Raw genomic sequence first — 18,842 nt, 5'->3', positions numbered from 1 at the left:
TTTAATTCTGAATCTTGGAGTTCTTGGGTTGGTTCAATTTAATGTCTCGATATCGCCTGAGGCCTTCTGACAATCGGGCCGCTTTGACCGGTTCGACGCCCGCTAACACGCCCGCGGCTTTTTTGTCTTTGATCGCGGCCAAAATATCCAGGGCTAAGCCTTCCCGCATTTCTGCGATTCTCAACGCCGCTTCTTCGGGATCCATGGATTCATAGATTTTAATTAAATGAATTAACGCCGGATCCTGTTCCACATATCGACGTTGTTCTTCTGCAAGCGAAGAGGCCTCCCCCTCTAACCGTTTCCCCTCTTTAGTTTGTCGTGCAGCCAGCGCCTCTAAATCCTGCTGGAGTGCCATGAGCCGTTCTTCACGTATTTGCAAAACACGTTCCCTCTCTTCCACCTCTTTGAGACGCGCTTGCAGTTGTTCCAATAATGTGGTTTCTGCACCGGGCGCTTCCTCATTCAACCCGTTTTCAACTGCTTGATTTTCAAATGAATCCGTGGTTCCCGCCTCCGGGATTTCTTGAACGGACCCGACCGTGGTGGCCCATAAGGTCATGGCCAACACCCACCACACAATAAGTGATCGACTAGGCAACATTGTTCTACTCAGGAGTGTTGAACATTGTCGCCGGCCGCGTTCTTGGGTCTGTGAAGCGTTAAATGGAAAACAGGAGGTGTGAGGTGTATAGCGTGAAACCAACAGATGCCTCGTTTCTCCTGACCTCCCCTCATTCCTTTCGATCCTCGGCGGGTTCCCACCCCGAGCCGCGCTGAAGGCTCCATTGTTGGGGTGATGGTCAGGATCATGCATAGACCGAACAGACATTTTTTTTGACATATTTCCATTCCCTATTGGATCATTTCTTCAAGTTGAGAAGTGGCATAAGCATGAGCCGTCACATCTTCCTGCATCTGTTGTTCCTGTGTGGCGACTTTCTGCATGACTTCTTCCTCCTTCTTGGCGATCACCAACTCCACCACACGTCTGGCATGATGGGCCTTTTTTAATGTGGCCCGTAAATCAACCAGCTTGGCTTCGGCAATCTGAATCTGTTGGCTCTGGTGTTCGATGGCCGTACTGATTTGATCCAACCACTGATAGCGTTGCTCAGCAATCATCGTGTCGATACCCCCTCGTATCCGCTGATCTAATTCAGAGGCCACCACTTCCATTTCAACCATGAGGTCATCTCGTTTTGAGACGATCTGACTTTTTCCCCACTCCGCCAAGACCACTTCTTCGCGGGCGAGGTCTTCCACTTGTTTTCGAAATCGGAGTAATGTCGTCCAATTCATACGGTTTTTCCCTTTCTCTCAAGAAGACGCCGGCCCTGTTGTGCCAACGATTCGAGCCCCTGGCAGCTTTCCGGTATTCCCACACCTTTCTCGCGTGTTTGCCTGAGAAAGGCATCGATCGGTCCTTTCATGTGAATCGCCGCGTCGAGTCGAGGATTTGTGCCTAATTGGTACGCCCCTAAATTGATGAGATCTTCCGCATTCCGGTATTCGGCCATCATCTGCACCAGAAACCTGGCAGCATCCTGATGGGCGTTGGACGCGATATCCGACATCACCCGACTCACGCTTTGCAGAACATCGATCGCGGGAAAGTGTCCTTGCATCGCCAACCGACGTGTCAACACAATGTGTCCGTCTAAAATTGACCGGATGGAATCGGCAATGGGATCGTTTAAGTCGTCACCATCAACAAGCACGGTATACAGACCGGTAATGGATCCGGTACCCACCGGCCCCACCCGCTCTAAGACCTGAGGAAAGAGCGTGAAGACAGATGGCGGATACCCTTTGGTCGTAGGGGGTTCACCGGCAGCCAGTCCCACCTCCCGTTGTGCATGTGCCAACCGGGTTAGGGAATCAACCAGGAGCAGGACCTGATTGCCCTGATCCCGAAAAAACTCGGCAATGGCGGTGGCCACAAACGCCGCCCGAACCCGCACCAACGGCGATTGATCGGAAGTGGCTACCACCACCACCGAACGGCGGAGACCTTCCCGTCCCAAATCCCGTTCCAGAAATTCCCTGACTTCCCGCCCTCGCTCACCCACCAGCGCGATCACGTTCACATCCGCAGACGTGTGCCGGCACATCGTTCCCATCAAAACACTTTTCCCCACCCCGCTTCCGGCAAAAATCCCGAGTTTTTGCCCGACCCCGCAGGTCAGCAGGGCATTGATGGCTCGTACGCCCAAATCCATCGGTGTGGTAATGCGCTCCCGGAGCATGGGCGCCGGAGCGGGGGCATAGAGAGCATAGCGGCGGCTACGGGACAACGGCCCTTTTTCATCCAACGGCTGCCCAAGCCCATCCACGACTCGTCCCAACATTTGAGGCCCGACCAATAATCGTGGAGAGGTCGGATCGTAGCGAATGAGATTTCCGGCGGCGATGCCGCGTACAGCTCCAAACGGCATGACCACCACCCGTTGCTCCCGAAACCCGATGACTTCTCCCTCCACCATCGACTGCCCTCGTCTACTGAAGATATGGCATCGCTGGCCGACCGAAGCCCCCAAGCCGGTGCCTTCAAGAGTCAACCCCACAGCTTTGACGACCCGTCCGGTAATCGTCACAGGAGCAATGTCGTCCAAACGCTGTTGAATCGTGGCGAGGCTCATGACGGGGGTGCTTCCAATCCGAATTCGCTGGCCACCAGTGCCAGTTGTTGAGTCAGCCTGGCATCGAACAGGAGGCCGGCCTGCTCAACCAGGCATCCACCAGGGTCCACGTCATCAAAGACTTCAAGTGCCAGATGATCGCCATCGGCCCACTCCGGTCGTAATGTGTGTTGCAGGGGCTCTAAAATTTTGAAGTCTTGCGGATGGACTTTCAGCGTCACTAACGTTTTGTCGGGAAGCAGTCCAAGCACCTGACGCACTTGTCGAACCACGAGTTCTTTATCGATCTCACATTCCCGTAACAGGATTTTTTTGCTAATCGCCAGCGCGACCTCCACGATATCCCGTTCATGTTCTTCTAACGCGATCACCCGGGCCCGACCAATCTGATTGGCTAATCGAAGCGCCTTTTTGACCTCCTCCTCCACTTGGGCTTGACACTGGGCACGCCCCTCGGCGATCCCGGCCTGGCGTCCACGCTCAAACGCGGCTTGTTGGAGTTCCCTGCAATCATGAGGTTGGGCCTCCTCGGCGCGCTGCTTCGCACTTTTGTGGACTAATTCCACCATCTGAAAACGTTTGACCGTGTCATCCTGTTCCATAAGCCGGCGCACCCTAGACCATTTGCTCCTCACCCTTTCCTCCCAAAGCGACGCGGCCTTCACCGGCCAGACGCTGAACGGTTTTAATAATGTTCTGCTGAGCGGTTTCCACATCACTCAGCTTGACCGGGCCTCGAGTCTCCATATCTTCCTTGAGGGATTCCGCCGCTCGACTGGACATATTCTTGAAGAATTTATCCCGGAGCGGACCATCGATCGGCTTCAGAGCCAGCAGTAGTTCTTCTTTGCTGACTTCACGCAACAATTCCTGCATTCCGCGATCATCGACATTTTCCAGATCTTCGAACACGAACATCTTCCCACGGATTTCTTCGGCGATCTCCGGATTTTTGCTTTCCAGGGAGGTCAGGATTTCCCCTTCCACATTGCGTTTCACAGAATTCAGGATTTCGGCCACCAGCCCGGTCCCGCCCACGGCCACCGCATTTTTGGAAGAACCCAGACGCAATTCCTCTTGAAGCACGGCATTTAATTCGTCCAACATATTGGGCGAGACTTCTTCTGTGGTGGCTAACCGGTAGACGATGGCATCCCGTTTATTCGCAGGAAGCAATGATAAAATCTGAGCTGCGTGATCGGATTCTAAATTGGCCAGAATCAATGCGCCTGTTTGAGGATGTTCAATGGCCAATAAATTCGCAATCGATGCCGCATCAAGGGATTTTAAGGTTTCAAATCCGGCATTCTCCGACGTATTCAGGGAACTCAGAATACGCCGGGCTTTATCTTTTCCCAGCGCCGCATTGAGGATTTTTGAAAGATAGGTTTTGCCTTCCACCGACAGACCGGATGTTCCGGCCAATTCCCGGAATTCTTTTAACACCAATCGATGTTCGTCCTGCCCGACATTGACCAACGCCCCCAAATACGCGCCGATTTGCCGGATGTCCTTTTGATCAAGCACTTTCAACACTTCCACCGCGGCACTCTCCCCAATGGCGAGCAACAAAATCGCCGCCTTTTCATATCCCGACAACTGGCTATTCACGGATTACGCCTTTTCTCCTTGTTCTTCTTTAATCCAGGTTCGAATCACTTGTGCAGCGGAAGCCGGATTATCTGCTGCCAGCTTAATGGCTTGCTCCTGTGGAGTTTCGGAAATTTCGGCTTCATACTCGGTCACCGTGGCCGGCAATCCTTTGTGTGGCAGGACCACCGCTGCCGCGGTGGGCTTGGTGAGATTCAGCGCCATCGGTCGAACCACAAACCACAACACCATCGCTCCCAGAAAGAAAAAGAGAATCGGCTTAAGAAATCCACCCCAGGTGGCCAGGAACGATTGCACACCTGCCGTCATACTCTCCTCACCCTCAAGGATGGTGGGAGATTCAAACGGCACATTGATGACTTCGATTTGATCCCCGCGTTCTTCCGAGAATCCGACCGCTTTTTTCACAATTTCGACCAGATTCTGGATTTCCTGTTCAGGCCGTGGCACATATTTCTTTTCGGCCGTATTCTCAGTCGCCTGCCCCTCAGTCCCCTGAGCCGCGTCATAGGTCCCGTCCACTAAGACCGCCACGCTTAACCGCTTAATGGCGCCGGTCGGTTCAATGATTTTGCTCACTTTACGATTGACTTCATAATTCAATGTTTCATTTTTTCGTTTGGCTTCTTTTTGCTCTGTTCCGTTGCCTGCCTTGAGCTCGCTTGGCACATTGCTCCTGACACCAGGAACACCCGGTCCCCCGTGGGTCGAACCGGATTCCAGTACCTTCTCCTGGCTCCGGTTTTCGCTTCGCACCACCTGGCTATTGGGGTCAAAGCTTTCTTCGGTGATTTCGACTTGCCGAAACTCCAACGGCGCGGTGACCCGAATCACAGACTTGTCCCTGCCCAGGACCTGGTCCAACATCGTCTGCACCCGTTGCTCCAGATCCCGTTCTACCCGTCGTTGAGTTTCAATTTGAGAAGCCGTCAGTTGGGCGTCACTATCCGCAGAGTTTTGACTGAGCACCTGACCATGATTGTCCACGACCGTTACCTGGCCGGGCTCTAATCCTTCGACGCTACTGGCCACTAAATGCACGATCCCCTGAACCTGCGTGCCACCAAGAGGAGCCCCCCGCTTGAGCGTCAACACGACGGCAGCCTGGGCTGGTTTTTGTTCCGTCGCGAATAGACGCTTCTCAGGCATCACCAGATGCACGCGTACCCGCTCAACTTGGGATAATTGGCCAATGGTCCGGGCCAGTTCTCCTTGAAGCGCGCGCCGATAATTCATTTGTTGCGTAAAAGGCGTCACGCCCAACCCCGTTCGATCGAATATTTCAAATCCCACTCCAGCCGATTCAGGAAGTCCTAAGGATGCCAGCTGGAGTCGCAATTCATGCACCCGTTCGGCGGGAACTTTAATCGTATTCCCGCCTTCACCCACCTCATAGACGGCGCCCTGCTTGCCAAGTTCTTGAATAATCGCACGCGTATCGTCGGGATTGAGCTGAGAGAACAGGATCACCAATTCAGGGGCCCTTCCGACCATCATCAACATCGGAATGGTCGCCAGAGCTAAGGCCAGGACGACGACCACGCCGATCCGCTGCGTTAAGGTTAATGCTTGAAAATTACTAAGGAGACTGTCCATAAGATTAACGGGTTTTGCTCAACGCTCTCGATTGAAGAAATGTTGGCGCCAGTCTTACATCGATGAGTCGGGCTCGATATGACCGGTACCGGCTCTCTCTCATAGGGGTCTCCGACATGATCAGCATCAGCGTCAGCTCAACCATGTTTACACTTGCATCCGCATAATTTCCTGATACGCATCAATCACCTTATTTCTGACCTGCATTAACAGCTTAAATGATAAACCGGCCTTTTCTCCGGCAATGACCGCTTGATGTATGTTGACGTTCTCTCCACGGGCGACGGCATCTTCTAAACGCCCGGCCTCATGCTGCATGGTATTGACGGACTCCACCGCTTTTTTCAAGAGATCCCCGAATCCCTGGTCCTGACTGGCTGGACCTTTGAGCGGGGTGACCCCAAACGGTTCTGAAACACCCTCAATGCTTTTTATCGGAAGATAGTCCATTTCGCCGTTCTCCTTCCATCAGTATTGAAGAGCCTTAGCGACTCATTTCTAATGCACGAAGCGTCATTGTCTTGCCGGTTTCCATCACGGCTAAATTGGCCTCGTAGGCGCGGGTCGCCGACATGAGATTGACCATTTCCTCGATCGGATTTACATTGGGAAGGTGGACATACCCCTGTTCATCCGCATCGGGATGACTGGGATCGTACACGGTCCTTAACGGTCGCTCGTCTTGGATCACATCCGTCACCCGTACGCCGGATGGTCCGGACTGGTCACCAAAGGCATTGGCAAAAACATTGGAAAACTGCTGCCCTGCCGGTGAGGCTTGAAACACGACATCACGTCTGATGTATGGTCCCCCTTCCGGCGTCCGGGTGGATTCCGCATTGGCCAAATTGCTGGCAATGATATTTAACCGCTGCCGCTGTGCATCCAAGGCAGACCCCACGACCGAAAACACTCGATCAATATTCATCGTATCCTCCTTTTTCCGACACCCATTTCAGATCGTCATATCCATCTCCGCTTCAGCAACCTCCCGTTTCACGTGTTCTCTCGGCTTTCCATGGATCAGCGTCATGGGAACCATGCCCTCAATGGGGGTCACCTACCGCCACTCCCTCCATCAATGGCCGCATTCCAGCCATCGAAGCGCCCTTTTAAGAATTGACTGACCGCCATATACATCAAGGTATTTTCCGCCATCAGGGTCATTTCTTTTTCCAAATTCACGGTATTCTCGTCTAACCCCGCTCCGGCATCCTGTTTGATGGTGTGCTGAAATATCCGGGAATCCTCTGAGGCCGTGCGCACATGCTTCGGATTGGTGACGACTGACTCCAATGGACCATCCCCTCGAAGAACAGCATTAAAGGTTTCTTGGAAGGGCAGGATCCTGGACTTGTAGCCCGGCGTTTCTTCGTTGGCCATGTTGGAGGCAATCGTTTCCTGAATGCCGCTCCGGACATCCAGTGACCGCTCAAAGAGTCGCGTGCCTTCATCCCACGGGGAAATCATCATGGGGCTTTCTCTCCTTCCCGGTTTTCATGTTCTCCTGTGTCTTCACCTGTATTACCCTGCTACCGGTCCGCGCAAACCTCGCCATTCTCACTCCAGTCAGCAACACCAATGCCAGAAATCACTGGTAAGGAATGAACAGGAAGGGAAGAAATGAGATCCTCCCGCATTCCTCTCGCGCCTCAACTCTCACACCGTCCGTCGTTAATGGTCTCAAGGTAACTTTTGCCCGCACCGGCATTTTTTTCCGCTCTACTCCTACCATTCCGCGCAATCCGCAGAAATGAGCAGTCAGATATTCTTCCGCTTGCCTTTTCTTAAATACTCAGGGAAAGCCCCCCGTTTAACTGTCGATACTCCCGTAATTTATTCCGTAAGGTACGAATACTGATTCCCAATGTCCTGGCCGCATGAGTCCGATTTCCATCATGGCGCTCCAGAGTTCTCAAAATGAGTTCTCGTTCCATTTCCCAGATAGTCCCACTTGGCGCACTGGCATGATTGGCCGCCAACATAGGTTCTTCAAACTGAAAATGCTCAATCAGTAATGGCCCATTCCCGGCTAATAACACACCCCGCTCAATCACATTTTCCAGTTCGCGTACGTTTCCCCGCCACGGCCGCCGTTTCAAATAGGCCATCGCCTCATCTGAGATCTCGCACGGCGTGCGCCGGTTTCGCCGCAATGACCGATTGGCAAAATATTCCGCCAATAATTGAACGTCCTCCGGGCGATCACGCAATGGCGGAATGGTAAACGGCATGACACTCAGCCGGTAATACACATCTTCACGAAACCGGCCTGCCTGAACTTCCTGCGCCAAATTCCGGTTCGTCGTGGCAATGACCCGCACATCCACCTGCACCGGCTGCCTGGAGCCGAGGCGATCCACTTCACGTTCTTGAAGGACCCTGAGTAATTTGGCTTGTAATCCCAAACTCATTTCTCCGATTTCATCCAACAACAATGTTCCCTGGTGAGCTAATTCAAATTTGCCGCATCGTCTCGCCAGCGCACCGGTAAAGGCCCCCTTTTCATAGCCAAACAATTCACTTTCCAAGAGTCCTTCCGGCAGGGCGGCACAATTGATCGCCACAAATGGTTGCGAAGCCCTGGGACTATGACGATGGACATGCCGGGCCAGGACTTCCTTTCCCGTCCCGCTTTCGCCTTGAATCAAAATGGTTGCCGGGCTGGCCGCCACCATCTCTAACATGCTGATAGTGTGCAACACTTTCGGATCTCTGGTCAGGAATCCTTCGCGCGGCTCTTCACGGCGGCATCGTTCCTGTTCCCTCAGAACCTCCAGCCCTGACACAGGCTGCGCATCTTTCAACTGGTCTATGAGTTTTTCAAGACGATCAAGGGGAAATGGCTTTTGAAGAAAATCGGTTGCTCCATATTTGAGGGCCTCGACGGCTGCATCCACTCCACCATAGGCGGTCATAACCACGACCGGCATATGGTAACCCTGGTTTCGGACTTCTCGTAAAAAATCCATTCCTCCTTTGCCTGGCAAATTCAGATCAGTCAGCACCAGCCAGGGGGCCTCACGTTCCATACGCTCCAATCCTTCATAGCCATCTCTGGCAACCGTGACGGCATACCCATGCTGACTCAACGCATGGGTCAGGGCCGATTGCAACTGTTCATCATCTTCAACGACCAGGATACCCCGGCCCACTCCACCCTCGGTATCGATCATGCCGATCTCCTTTATTGAGGAAAAAATAGTTTGACGGTTGTTCCTTTGCCGGTCAGGCTTTCCATCTCAATCATGCCTTGATGCACCTGCATAATGTCTTTCACGATCGGGAGTCCCAGGCCGGTCCCTCCCTGACGTTTCGTATAAAATGGCTGAAAAACTCTGGTGAGTTCTTCTTCCGACATGCCACATCCTTCATCTCGAATACTCAATGCCACGCCATTGACTCCGGTGGAGGCGTCCCCTCCCGAAACCGGCCGAGAAGCCCGGCAGCACTGAATCTCAATATGACCATCCGGCGGAGAGGCCTGAATGGCATTCAGGAGCAGATTCAAGAGTGCCTGTTTTAATAACTGCTCATGTCCCAAGATCTCGAGAAGCGAGGTTTCTCGCTGCCGGTGAATGGTCAGCCGTTTGGTTCTGAGGGGAAACATGGCCAAGAGTTCCACATCATCCAATAGTTCCAAGAGATTCACACACTGCCGATTTCCCTTCAATGGCGTGGTGGATGTTAAGAGATTCGAGACCAGTCCATCTAATGAACGAATGGCGTGAAGTAATTGATCCGCCAGCTCTTGACGTCCCTTACCGGATGGACTGTCCCGCCCCAACAGCGTGGCAAACCATTCAATACTCGCCAGTGGATTTCGAATATCATGCGCCAGCCGCCCAACCTGTTCTCCTATGGTCGCCAAACGTTGAATCTGTTCCGTCGGTCCACTGTGCGCATCCCCTTCGTATTTGAGATAACGAACCGTCAGACTGGAGGGTTGATCTATACCTCCTAACGGACAATCCCAACAGGACATCCGGCCTGACTTACACTTCCAGTCGGAAAATGGGACCGGTGGCCACCCCAGGCTTGTCCAGAGATCCTGAACCTGCCAGTCCATCTTCTTCCAATCGATTCCTCCCATCAGCACATGGGCCTCGTGATTGGCCGTCACAATCCGCCCTTTGCGGTTATAGAGCAGGGCAGGCAACGGAAGACTTTTCACCAAACGATGCAGGTGATGATGCAATCGTTGCGTTTCCGCATACTTGGCCTCTAGCGCCAGACTGAGGGTTTCACTGGAAATCGTCGGCTCCGTGGTGGAGTCGAGTGTCGGCCAGCTCAAGTCCTTATTCCTCTTGGAACTCAAAACGATCATCGGTTTAGGATTGAATTGGGGCATCGGGTATCCTGGTTGGTGGCATTTCTTTCGAGGACATTTCATCCAACACCGCCGTGGCGGCTGAACGAATCGTATGTTCCAGTTCTGGAGAACGGGTTTGTAATTGGCGGATTTCAGCGAGCAGTGCGGCCGCTTCATCAGACTTCCCCATGTATTCAAGCGAGGCCGCTAAACGATATTTGGCCCAGGTGTGCAAGGCCGGCGGCGCATCAAAGGCCAGGGCTTGATCGTACAGATGCTGAGCTTCGACATAGTCCCCATGATCAAACATGGCATCCCCCAAACGGAGGACATCGGAAACCTGCGTGGGTTGAATGGACACCACCTGTCGAAGGTCTTGCACCACGGACTCCATCTGCCCGAGCGCTCGATAGGCACGCGCCCGATTCCGGAGCACATAGCGTTGCTCCATTTCACCGTCCAAATACTGGAGAGCCGCCGAGAAACCTTGAATCGCTTCTGCATACCGTTTGTCGGTGAGGGCTTCCAAGGCAAGAATGGTCTCCACCTGCCCCCGTCCCTGACCATTGGGAAACTCCCGGAGATAGGACGCTCCCGCCTCTTGCACCAAAGATTTAATTTCCTGCTCTTGAGCAACCACCACCTGCTGAAGACGAATGTCTTCCCGAAACGGACTGTCGGGATACTCCTTTAAGAGTTGGCCATACCAATGCCAGGCTTCTGCCGGAAGGTTCACTTGCTGATAGGCTTGCGCCACCATGAAGAGACGCTCCCGTTCCAATGGCACCAGCTGAAACGCCTCTTGATAGTCGGCGTGAAACTTGAGTAACGGTACCCAGGCTTTCGAATCATAGAAGGAACGCATCTGATGCTGTAACAAGCGGGCGAGTCGATCCTGTCCTGTCTGACGCCTATCATCGGACGAGGTGACGACAATGAGGCGGGTATAGGTTTGAACCGCATCAGCGTATTCCCCTAGCGCCTGATAGGCTTGCCCCATCCACAGCAGGCTCTCATCAGCCACATCCCTTTCCAGGGCATGACTGAGCATTCCGGCCGTTTCTAGAACATAATCCCATGAGAGCGAGAGATAGATTTCCAAATCATCAAACCGATGATACACCTTGACCCAGTCCTCCTTGGCATGCTCCTGGGTGACAAACGTCACGACCCATCTGGTCAGCGCGGCCTGTCCACGTCGCCCGGGTTCCTGGTCGGGAAAACGTTGTCGGGCCTGATCGGCAAAATACAAGGCCAGATATTCATGCCCGTCTTTCCGTAATTTTTCTGATATTTGATTCAAGGCCATCCCGGCTGGTTCCTCATGCGGATGAAGATTCACCGTCAACAAAAATCTGGATATCGCCATGGCGGGATTTCCAATGGAAAGTTCCGTTAATCCATACTGATACGATGAATTCCCTGACCGGCGAATGAGTTCAGGCTTTTCGGCTTCGACCACTCGATACCAGTAGTAGGCTTGCTTCCAAGCCTTCGCCATGGCCGTGGCATCCGCCAACCCTAATGCAGCCTTCAGGCGATGGCCACTCCACTTGGGTTCTTCTACCACTCGTCTGAGAATCAGTGCTGCCTCCAAATATTGCTTATTGCTCAGATACCCTAGCCCGGCTTCGACCATGACTCCTCCCGCTAACGGATGATCGGGATAGGACCGGAGAAAATCTTCGAATATTCCGCTGGCTTCTGAAAACCATCCAGCCTCCCAATACACATTACCCATGGCACACACGGCCCATGGGACATAGACACTCTCCGGATCACTCATTTTCATCGCTTGGAGACGCTCGATGCGTTGAAATTTTGCTCTCTCCGGTTCATCCAACGGATCAGGAAGAGAGGCCATGACCCAACGGGTCCCTTCTGCAAACTGCCCATGTTCCTGCTCATTCAGATAGGTGGCAAACATATTTCTGGCTTCCAAGAGTTGTCCGGCACGTAATGCATCCTGTCCTTGTCGAAGAATCTCCGGCATAACCATGTCGCGGGAAACGTACCAGGAAAAATCCGAACACGGGCCTCCCAAACCTACGCTGGGCCAGAAAACACACAACAGGGCAATCCAAGTAAATTTCCTCACTTTTGGTTTCTGCTCCAACCTGATAGACCTCTTCAGCAAAAATTAGACCGGAGTCATTCTTGCCGATGGCAAAAAATCGACAACAGGGTTTTCGTTGAAAAACCAGGAAGTTTTGCAAGGACGAAGACGAACGGACAATATTGCCGACGTCAAGGAGTTGACGGAATGGTCAGAACCTCAGGCTTGTTCGGAATGGGAAGGCAAAAACACGGCAGGAAAGGCCGGGCGTCCTCGATTGTTACACGTCGGCCAGATCTTCCGATGGGGTCGCACGTTGTGCGACCACTTCGGCCAGGGATTTCTTTTTTAACTTTTCAATGAGGGTGGTGCGATTGATTTGCAGGAGACGAGCCGCTTTACTTTTGACCCAATTCGTTCGCTCGAGCGCTTCAAGAATCAACCGGTTTTCAAACTCCTCAACCGTTCTCGAGAGATCCATCCCTGCCACGGGAATGGCCGCTGGCATGGTGGGGAGATGAGAGGAGGGTAATCGCCGGATTTTTTCCGGTAAATCTTCCGGGACGATCATCCCCCGCCGTTTCAAGATCGCAATCCGCTCAACGATGTTTCCGAGTTCACGAACATTTCCCGGCCAGGGATATTCACATAAGAGACTCATCGCATCATCGGCCACTCCGGTGAGTTCCGCTTTCCGGCGATCATTGAACATCGTGATGAAATGCTGGAGCAAGAGCGGGATATCTTCGACCCGATGCCGTAGAGGAGGAACAAGAACCGGCACCACATTTAACCGGTAAAACAAATCCTCCCGAAATTGTTTCGCAGCCACCAGCGTTTCAAGATCTTGGTTCGTGGCGGCAATAACCCGAGCATCCGATTTATACGTTCGAGTACCCCCTACCCGTTCAAACGTTCGCTCCTGTAGGACACGAAGAAGTTTAACTTGGAGCGGAGGACTCAGATCTCCGATTTCATCAAGGAAAATTGTTCCGCCGGTCGCCAATTCAAATCGTCCGACTCGTGATGCGACCGCTCCGGTAAAGGCACCTTTCTCATGACCGAACAATTCACTTTCTAATAACGCCTCGGGAATCGCTCCGCAATTGACAGGAATCAGACTTCCCTGGCGCCGCGTGCTATGACAATGAATGGTTTGGGCGATTAATTCTTTGCCGGTTCCACTTTCTCCTAAAATCAGCACGGTACTATCGGTATCCGCCACGCAATCGATCAGCTGAAACACTTCTTGCATCACCTGACTGGAGCTGATGAGTTTCCCTAAACTAAATTGGCCCTTGACGGTTTTTTTCAATTCGACATTCTCGTCCTGAAGACTTTTGACGCGTAAGGCACTGGCAAGCGTGGCACTCAGCACATCCATGGAAAAAGGTTTAGAAAGAAAATCAAAGGCACCGGCCTTAATCGCTTTTACCGCCATCTCTACCGACCCATATCCCGTCATGACGATCATGACCGGATGATTTGGAAGTTGCGTAATGCGCTGAACCAACTCAATTCCGTTGATGTCGGGGATCATCACGTCAGTCAGGACAATATCGAACTGGGAGGACTCGGCCAGAACCAAGGCGTCGCCGCCGGATTCCGTGTCCACAACCTGATGCCCCTCATCCTCAAGCTGCAACTTAATGGACTCCCGCACATCGACTTCATCTTCAACCAGCAGGATCCTGGCAACCTGCTTCGCGATAGCTGATTCAGCAGAATCGAACGCATCCATGAATAGCCTCCCTCTCAGCCCATGTAAACGCGCATACCGTTGACTCGGTTGTGCGGTAAAGGAACATAGCTAGCCCATTTGACGGGGAAGGTCAAGGGTTGTCTTCTAATTTGCCCCAATCGTTGCCGGGGTCATGCCCCCGCCTTTAAATCCTCGCCGAGATCCGAATTCCCCATGAACGATCAAATCCCGTTGATCAAAGGATATATTTAAGAAATACCCAACACCTTCCGACAAGAATACCTAGAGGAAAACGGAAGGAACCCCTGACGCACGATCCCGACGACCCATGGACACCCCACATCTTCCACACCCGGCTCCCATGCCGATATTCATCCTCTTTGATACCCAAACCGGCTATCTCTATGGTCACCTCTTTGCGACAGGGCCGGAAGATCCTTTTCTTCAGGAAGTTATTGACTGGTGGAGCCATTATTGCTCAAACAGCCCTATTGGGGTGGATTACCCGGGCGTGACCAAACACCCGGAATTAGCCAGTAGTCCTACCTCCAATTAGTCAGGGCAACACCGTCCAAATCGCCAAGCCGGATCGGAACACCAAAACCAATCCTGACAGGTGGATGATCACAATATTTGCATTGGCTTCCGTCTGGTCAATCGCATTGCCGGATGGAAGATCTTGCGGAAAAAACCCTCCGGTCAACGCAGAAAATCCCAGAGCCCGTCGATTAGTAATGAGCACGGCCACATAGTCATTCACGATTCTCTTCACCAACACCTCTCCGGCTCCCCAGGGTTCCCGTTTCCAACGACCAAGATCACTTTGAAAACCGTAGGCCGCCTGTTGACCTTGAACAATGATCATTTGGGGAGTGACCGTGGCAGTGATCACTTCCTCCGCCGAGGAAAGATTCATGTCCACCCACCGTTGTAATCGACCTGAAAATCCAAGCAATCGTGCGGTTGTCTGAACATATCCCGTCACACCTTTGCTTTCGACCACCAGCACGTCTTCCCCCGACGTTAACACCTTGCTGGCAATTCCCTCGCCAGACGTGATGCCATACAGCTTTCCTCTTGCCGACGTGAGGGTGACCTGATCAGTCACGACTTCTTGGGACCAGACATGAAGCGGCCAGACGACTAAGCCCCATAGAACCATCACCGGGACCGTGCACATTCGCATAGGTAAAATCCGCATGACGGTTAGCGATAGTCCCAAGGAATTCCACGCTCTCCCGCCATGATGGGCCCCAAAATCAGCTTCATTAATTGCGTCCCATGCCCTTGGGTCCCCCACAACCCGGTCAAGCTGATGAGAAATTCAAATTGTGAGCGGTCGGGAAGTCGTGTATACGTGAGCCCGAGGGAAAAACATCGACAGGGATTTTGGTATAGCCCGACCACATCCCATTCCGCCGTCTGTCCCGTTCGGAGGTCATGATACCACTTGGTGCCCACGGTCACACCATAGGGCAAACGCACTCCACCTCCAGTCGTGAGATAGAGGATTTCCTCATCCGGAGCCAACACCTCATTAAACGACACGGGATTCCAAATATCTCCCCGGCGGACTCTCGTTCCCTCTTTGGTGTACCGCTGACCAACGGTCATATACCATGTCTGCCGGCTTTGGATGAGCACATCGGTGTTCATCTGAGAAAAATATTTCCTATTCGGATCGTAAAAGGCATCGACCCTCAGATTAAAGGCCGAGATGAAGGCTGAGGAATCGACCGGTGAATGAAAATGCCCCCGTGTCCAGATATCCGAAAACCGGGAGGCGAGGGGTGGCGGATTGGCCACATGATAACTTTGGGCAAAGAACAGATCCAACCAGGCATTGGATTTTCCGCCACCAATTTGGCTCAGACGATTTTTCAAGGAATAGGTCACCAAGCTCTTTTGAATTAAATCATCTACGGCATCGATCTGAACGAATTCCGATTGTTTCGTTTGTGGCACATACTCATAAATCACATTCGGTTGTAGAGAATGACGAATCCAATTCCCATCGCCGAGGGAAAACCGTTTCGAGACATTCGAGAACAATTCAGCCCCAACCCAAAAGGTTTCACGATGTTGGGCTGATTTCTCCGTGAGCCCCCGCGTATAACCTACTTCACGAAATTTTACCTGGGGACGGAACCCCAGGGCATGCCCCAGATGGAGCCCTTCCATTGACAGTCCCGGCATCACATCGATCCGACCGACATCGAATCCTGTCTGCCTGTGAAATTGCACCGCAGTCGTTTCCGCAGTCAGCGATATGGGACTGCCCAAGACACTGGGATTCATGAAGCGATGCCCGATTTCGGGTAACCGCTGAAAGGTCGAATTCCCGCCGGTGGCTAACGGCTGAATATATTGGCCGGTAAGATAGAGCGCTCCATGATCAAGCCGTTGCAAAATAGTGAGGTGCGACTCTTGGCTGGGTAAAGCCCGTTGAGTCCCAGAACTGCTAAAATTTTGCAAGACCGTTCGATCGCTTGAAAAATTGGCGCGCATTCGTAAGGACAAATCAGGATTGAATTGCTGAACATGAGCTCCTCGAACTTCGGCTCGCCCACGATTTTGCTGGGTATCATAGAGCGAGCGTATCAACCATTCTCCTTTTGTGAGCCGATTCCACACATAGCGATATTCCAGATCCGCACCTCCTCCACGCTCCGTTAAGATTTGGGGGGAAATGGTTAAATCATTGCTGGGATTAATGGCCCAAAAATACCCCTGCCGATACTGGTAACCGAATTGGGTATTGTACCCGGTCGTAGGAAATAAGAATCCGCTTTTTCGAGAAGCACCAAGCGGATATCGAAAGGTGGGAAGCGGGATGACCGGCACATCGTTCACATTGAACCAAACGCCTTTACCAAACAAACTGTCCTCATATTCCACATCCATATCATGAAAATTAAATCGCCAGGCTGGAATTTCGCCATTCTTCGCATCACAATTGGTAAAGGAACCCTCCTTGACCCGATAATGGGTTTCAGAAAACCGCTGAAGCCGTCGCCCCGTCACAAAGGAATTCTGCTCCTTGAGAAAAATACTGCCATTCGTAATCACTCCCGCTTCGGTATTGAGATTGAGCTCAAGCGCTTCCGACCAGATATCGGTCTTCACATCCCGTAAATGCACATGACCACGCGCCGTGAGACGCCCCGTGAGCTTTTGAAGGGTGGCTTCATCCGCATTGAGATGAATGGGTCCACGTGTGATATCCACAGCCCCGGTGGCATGATATTCTTCCCGATCATTATCATATTCAATTCGGTCGGCATTAATGGTGACGGGAACTCCCTGTGAGGCTGGTTCCACAGAGCCCTTCTCAGCTGAGGATTCTGAAGGGACCTCCTCGGATTCCACAAGTGAGACGTCCGATTGCCCGAACACGGTTTCTCCCGCTGCCAGTATCGTGATGAAGATCAATATACCAAGCAACACTCCATGAGCCCGGCTCGAGAGAACACACAGGCCTCCACCCACGCCCGCACCAGTCACGTTGGAAAACCCGGCTGAGTGAGCCGATTGAGTACCTCCCCAACCAGAAATAACGACCCTGTCACACAGATCACGTCTGCGGGATTGGAGATGTCTTTGGCCCTGCAAACAGCCTCCCATGAATCTGCAAGTAAACACGGCACCAGGTCTTCGCGATCGACGGCCTGATTGAGCTCATCTACCGACGCCGCCCTTTCCATCCGTGGCTGTGTGAGAATCAGGTGGTCAACAATTGGGATTAACACACGCAGAAATCCCTGAAGATTCTTGTCGCACATCATCCCGACCACCAAAATGAGTTTTCGTCCCGCGCCATCATGAATTTGTGAGTGGAGAAAGTCAAATAACGCGTGAGCACCCGCAATATTATGCGCGCCATCCAGTAGCAGAAGTGGGTTTCGTTGCACGATTTCTAATCGACCTCTCCATCTCACCTCTTGCAAACCGGTCCGAATGGCCGACGGTGAAATAGGGAATGTGCCATCGACGGCCATCTCCAATAACGCAAGAGCATTTGTCGCATTCACCAACTGATGCCGACCCGGCAAATTCGTCTGTAGGCCTGGAATAGTCCATCCCGGCCCTTGATAGGTAAAAGTCGTTGCGCTGGTTTCCAGAAGGGAAAAATCCTGCCCCATACGAAAGCAGGGCGCCTGCCACTTACTGGCCTGAGTCTCAAAAATCTGAAGAATATCTTCCGGCATGGGTCCCAACACCACCGGAGCCTTTTGTGTAATGATGCCGGCTTTCTCCCTCGCAATCTTCTGAAGAGAGTCTCCCAAATAGGCCTCATGATCGAAACTAACCCCCGTTATCAAAGCACCCATGGGGCTCAACACATTGGTCGCATCAAACTGTCCGCCCATCCCGACTTCTACCACCGCAATGTCCACTTGTTGGTAACTAAAATGTAGAAAAGCCAGCGCGGTCGTAAATTCAAAAAAGGTGAGGGTTGTGAGGGGATTGGCGGTTCGCCGCATCTGCTCAGTCAGGGCACAGACCGATTCTTCCGAAATGTCTGTTCCCTGAACACGTATGCGCTCTCTAAAATCAATCAAATGCGGGGAAGTATACAGACCAACCCGGTACCCGCTCGCTTCAAGGATCCTGGCCAGCATGGATGAGGAAGAACCCTTCCCATTCGTGCCGGCAATATGCAGGGAAGGATATCGGTGCTGAGGATTCCCCAGCCTGGCAAGAATATCGGTAATGGCTTCCAGGCCGAGCTTGATACCAAACCGGTGCAAGGAGAAAAGATAGTTAAGCGTTTCTGGATAGCTAGCCACAGAAATCGAAACCGGGCGGGAGATAATAAAGGGAAGGAGATTTCGTATCAATAATAACTACAACGTATGGCTCTCACCATGAAGGGGAAAGCCCATCGTCATGGCTGTTGAGAGCCACCGGGGCACAAGGAGA

At 52.4% G+C, this 18,842-nt stretch carries 17 protein-coding genes; 1 reads left to right on the top strand and 16 read right to left on the bottom strand.

Annotated features, from left to right (window positions below; translation table 11 throughout):
* Nucleotide 1 precedes the first annotated feature (1 nt).
* The 13 genes from ACTRXD_RS21305 to ACTRXD_RS21245 form a co-directional block, all read right to left on the bottom strand.
* Nucleotides 2–604 carry a MotE family protein gene (locus ACTRXD_RS21305; RefSeq protein WP_442433786.1) on the bottom strand — a complete coding sequence of 201 codons (603 nt, stop codon included), beginning with the start codon at nt 602–604 and terminating at the stop codon, nt 2–4.
* Between the two features lie 251 nt (nt 605–855).
* On the bottom strand, nt 856–1,302 hold the full coding sequence (locus tag ACTRXD_RS21300) for a flagellar FliJ family protein (protein ID WP_442433785.1): 447 nt from the start codon (nt 1,300–1,302) through the stop codon (nt 856–858).
* Nucleotides 1,299–2,642: a FliI/YscN family ATPase gene (locus ACTRXD_RS21295; protein ID WP_442433784.1), complete on the bottom strand. Its 1,344-nt coding sequence runs from the start codon at nt 2,640–2,642 to the stop codon at nt 1,299–1,301. Before ACTRXD_RS21295 ends, ACTRXD_RS21300 begins: the two co-directional genes overlap by 4 nt.
* Nucleotides 2,639–3,256, bottom strand: coding sequence for a FliH/SctL family protein (locus ACTRXD_RS21290; protein WP_442433783.1), 618 nt, complete (start codon nt 3,254–3,256; stop codon nt 2,639–2,641). Before ACTRXD_RS21290 ends, ACTRXD_RS21295 begins: the two co-directional genes overlap by 4 nt.
* Before the next feature lies 1 nt (nt 3,257).
* Entirely contained in the window at nt 3,258–4,253 is a 996-nt protein-coding gene (gene fliG, locus ACTRXD_RS21285) for a flagellar motor switch protein FliG (protein WP_442433782.1), read from the bottom strand.
* Nucleotides 4,254–4,256: 3 nt separating this feature from the next.
* Nucleotides 4,257–5,849 (bottom strand): flagellar basal-body MS-ring/collar protein FliF, encoded by a 1,593-nt coding sequence (gene fliF, locus ACTRXD_RS21280; protein WP_442433781.1) that lies wholly within the window; start codon nt 5,847–5,849, stop codon nt 4,257–4,259.
* A 147-nt stretch (nt 5,850–5,996) separates the two neighbouring features.
* On the bottom strand, nt 5,997–6,299 hold the full coding sequence (fliE, locus tag ACTRXD_RS21275; RefSeq protein WP_442433780.1) for a flagellar hook-basal body complex protein FliE: 303 nt from the start codon (nt 6,297–6,299) through the stop codon (nt 5,997–5,999).
* 34 nt (nt 6,300–6,333) lie between these two features.
* Nucleotides 6,334–6,777, bottom strand: a complete 444-nt coding sequence (flgC, locus tag ACTRXD_RS21270; protein ID WP_442433779.1) for a flagellar basal body rod protein FlgC — start codon at nt 6,775–6,777, stop codon at nt 6,334–6,336.
* Nucleotides 6,778–6,905: 128 nt separating this feature from the next.
* Complete coding sequence (gene flgB, locus ACTRXD_RS21265) at nt 6,906–7,322, bottom strand: flagellar basal body rod protein FlgB (protein ID WP_312746700.1); 417 nt, start codon at nt 7,320–7,322, stop codon at nt 6,906–6,908.
* Between the two features lie 314 nt (nt 7,323–7,636).
* Nucleotides 7,637–9,025: a sigma-54-dependent transcriptional regulator gene (locus ACTRXD_RS21260; protein WP_442433778.1), complete on the bottom strand. Its 1,389-nt coding sequence runs from the start codon at nt 9,023–9,025 to the stop codon at nt 7,637–7,639.
* Nucleotides 9,026–9,036: 11 nt separating this feature from the next.
* Complete coding sequence (locus ACTRXD_RS21255) at nt 9,037–10,143, bottom strand: ATP-binding protein (protein ID WP_442433777.1); 1,107 nt, start codon at nt 10,141–10,143, stop codon at nt 9,037–9,039.
* A gap of 37 nt (nt 10,144–10,180) precedes the next feature.
* A complete protein-coding gene (locus ACTRXD_RS21250) occupies nt 10,181–12,259 on the bottom strand; it encodes a tetratricopeptide repeat protein (RefSeq protein WP_442433776.1) in 2,079 nt (692 codons plus the stop codon).
* A 238-nt stretch (nt 12,260–12,497) separates the two neighbouring features.
* The gene (locus ACTRXD_RS21245; RefSeq protein WP_442433775.1) at nt 12,498–13,958 is read right to left on the bottom strand and encodes a sigma-54-dependent transcriptional regulator; all 1,461 of its coding nucleotides are present in this window, start codon (nt 13,956–13,958) and stop codon (nt 12,498–12,500) included.
* Between the two features lie 289 nt (nt 13,959–14,247).
* Here ACTRXD_RS21245 and ACTRXD_RS21240 point away from each other — a divergent pair, with 289 nt between their 5' ends.
* The gene (locus ACTRXD_RS21240; RefSeq protein WP_442433774.1) at nt 14,248–14,475 is read left to right on the top strand and encodes a hypothetical protein; all 228 of its coding nucleotides are present in this window, start codon (nt 14,248–14,250) and stop codon (nt 14,473–14,475) included.
* On the opposite strand, the gene ACTRXD_RS21235 is transcribed toward ACTRXD_RS21240, so the two are convergent.
* From ACTRXD_RS21235 to ACTRXD_RS21225, 3 genes are read right to left on the bottom strand one after another with little or no spacing between them, the layout of a single operon-like run.
* Nucleotides 14,476–15,105 (bottom strand): hypothetical protein, encoded by a 630-nt coding sequence (locus tag ACTRXD_RS21235; protein ID WP_442433773.1) that lies wholly within the window; start codon nt 15,103–15,105, stop codon nt 14,476–14,478.
* Nucleotides 15,106–15,125: 20 nt separating this feature from the next.
* Entirely contained in the window at nt 15,126–17,423 is a 2,298-nt protein-coding gene (locus ACTRXD_RS21230; RefSeq protein ID WP_442433772.1) for an LPS-assembly protein LptD, read from the bottom strand.
* Nucleotides 17,420–18,709, bottom strand: coding sequence for a bifunctional folylpolyglutamate synthase/dihydrofolate synthase (locus ACTRXD_RS21225; protein ID WP_442433771.1), 1,290 nt, complete (start codon nt 18,707–18,709; stop codon nt 17,420–17,422). The genes ACTRXD_RS21230 and ACTRXD_RS21225 overlap by 4 nt, the downstream gene beginning before the upstream one ends.
* Between the last annotated feature and the right edge of the window lie 133 nt (nt 18,710–18,842).

The sequence above is a fragment of the Nitrospira sp. T9 genome (genome assembly GCF_052156535.1).
Lineage (GTDB): Bacteria > Nitrospirota > Nitrospiria > Nitrospirales > UBA8639 > Nitrospira_E.
This window is presented reverse-complemented; position numbering and strand designations above follow the sequence as displayed.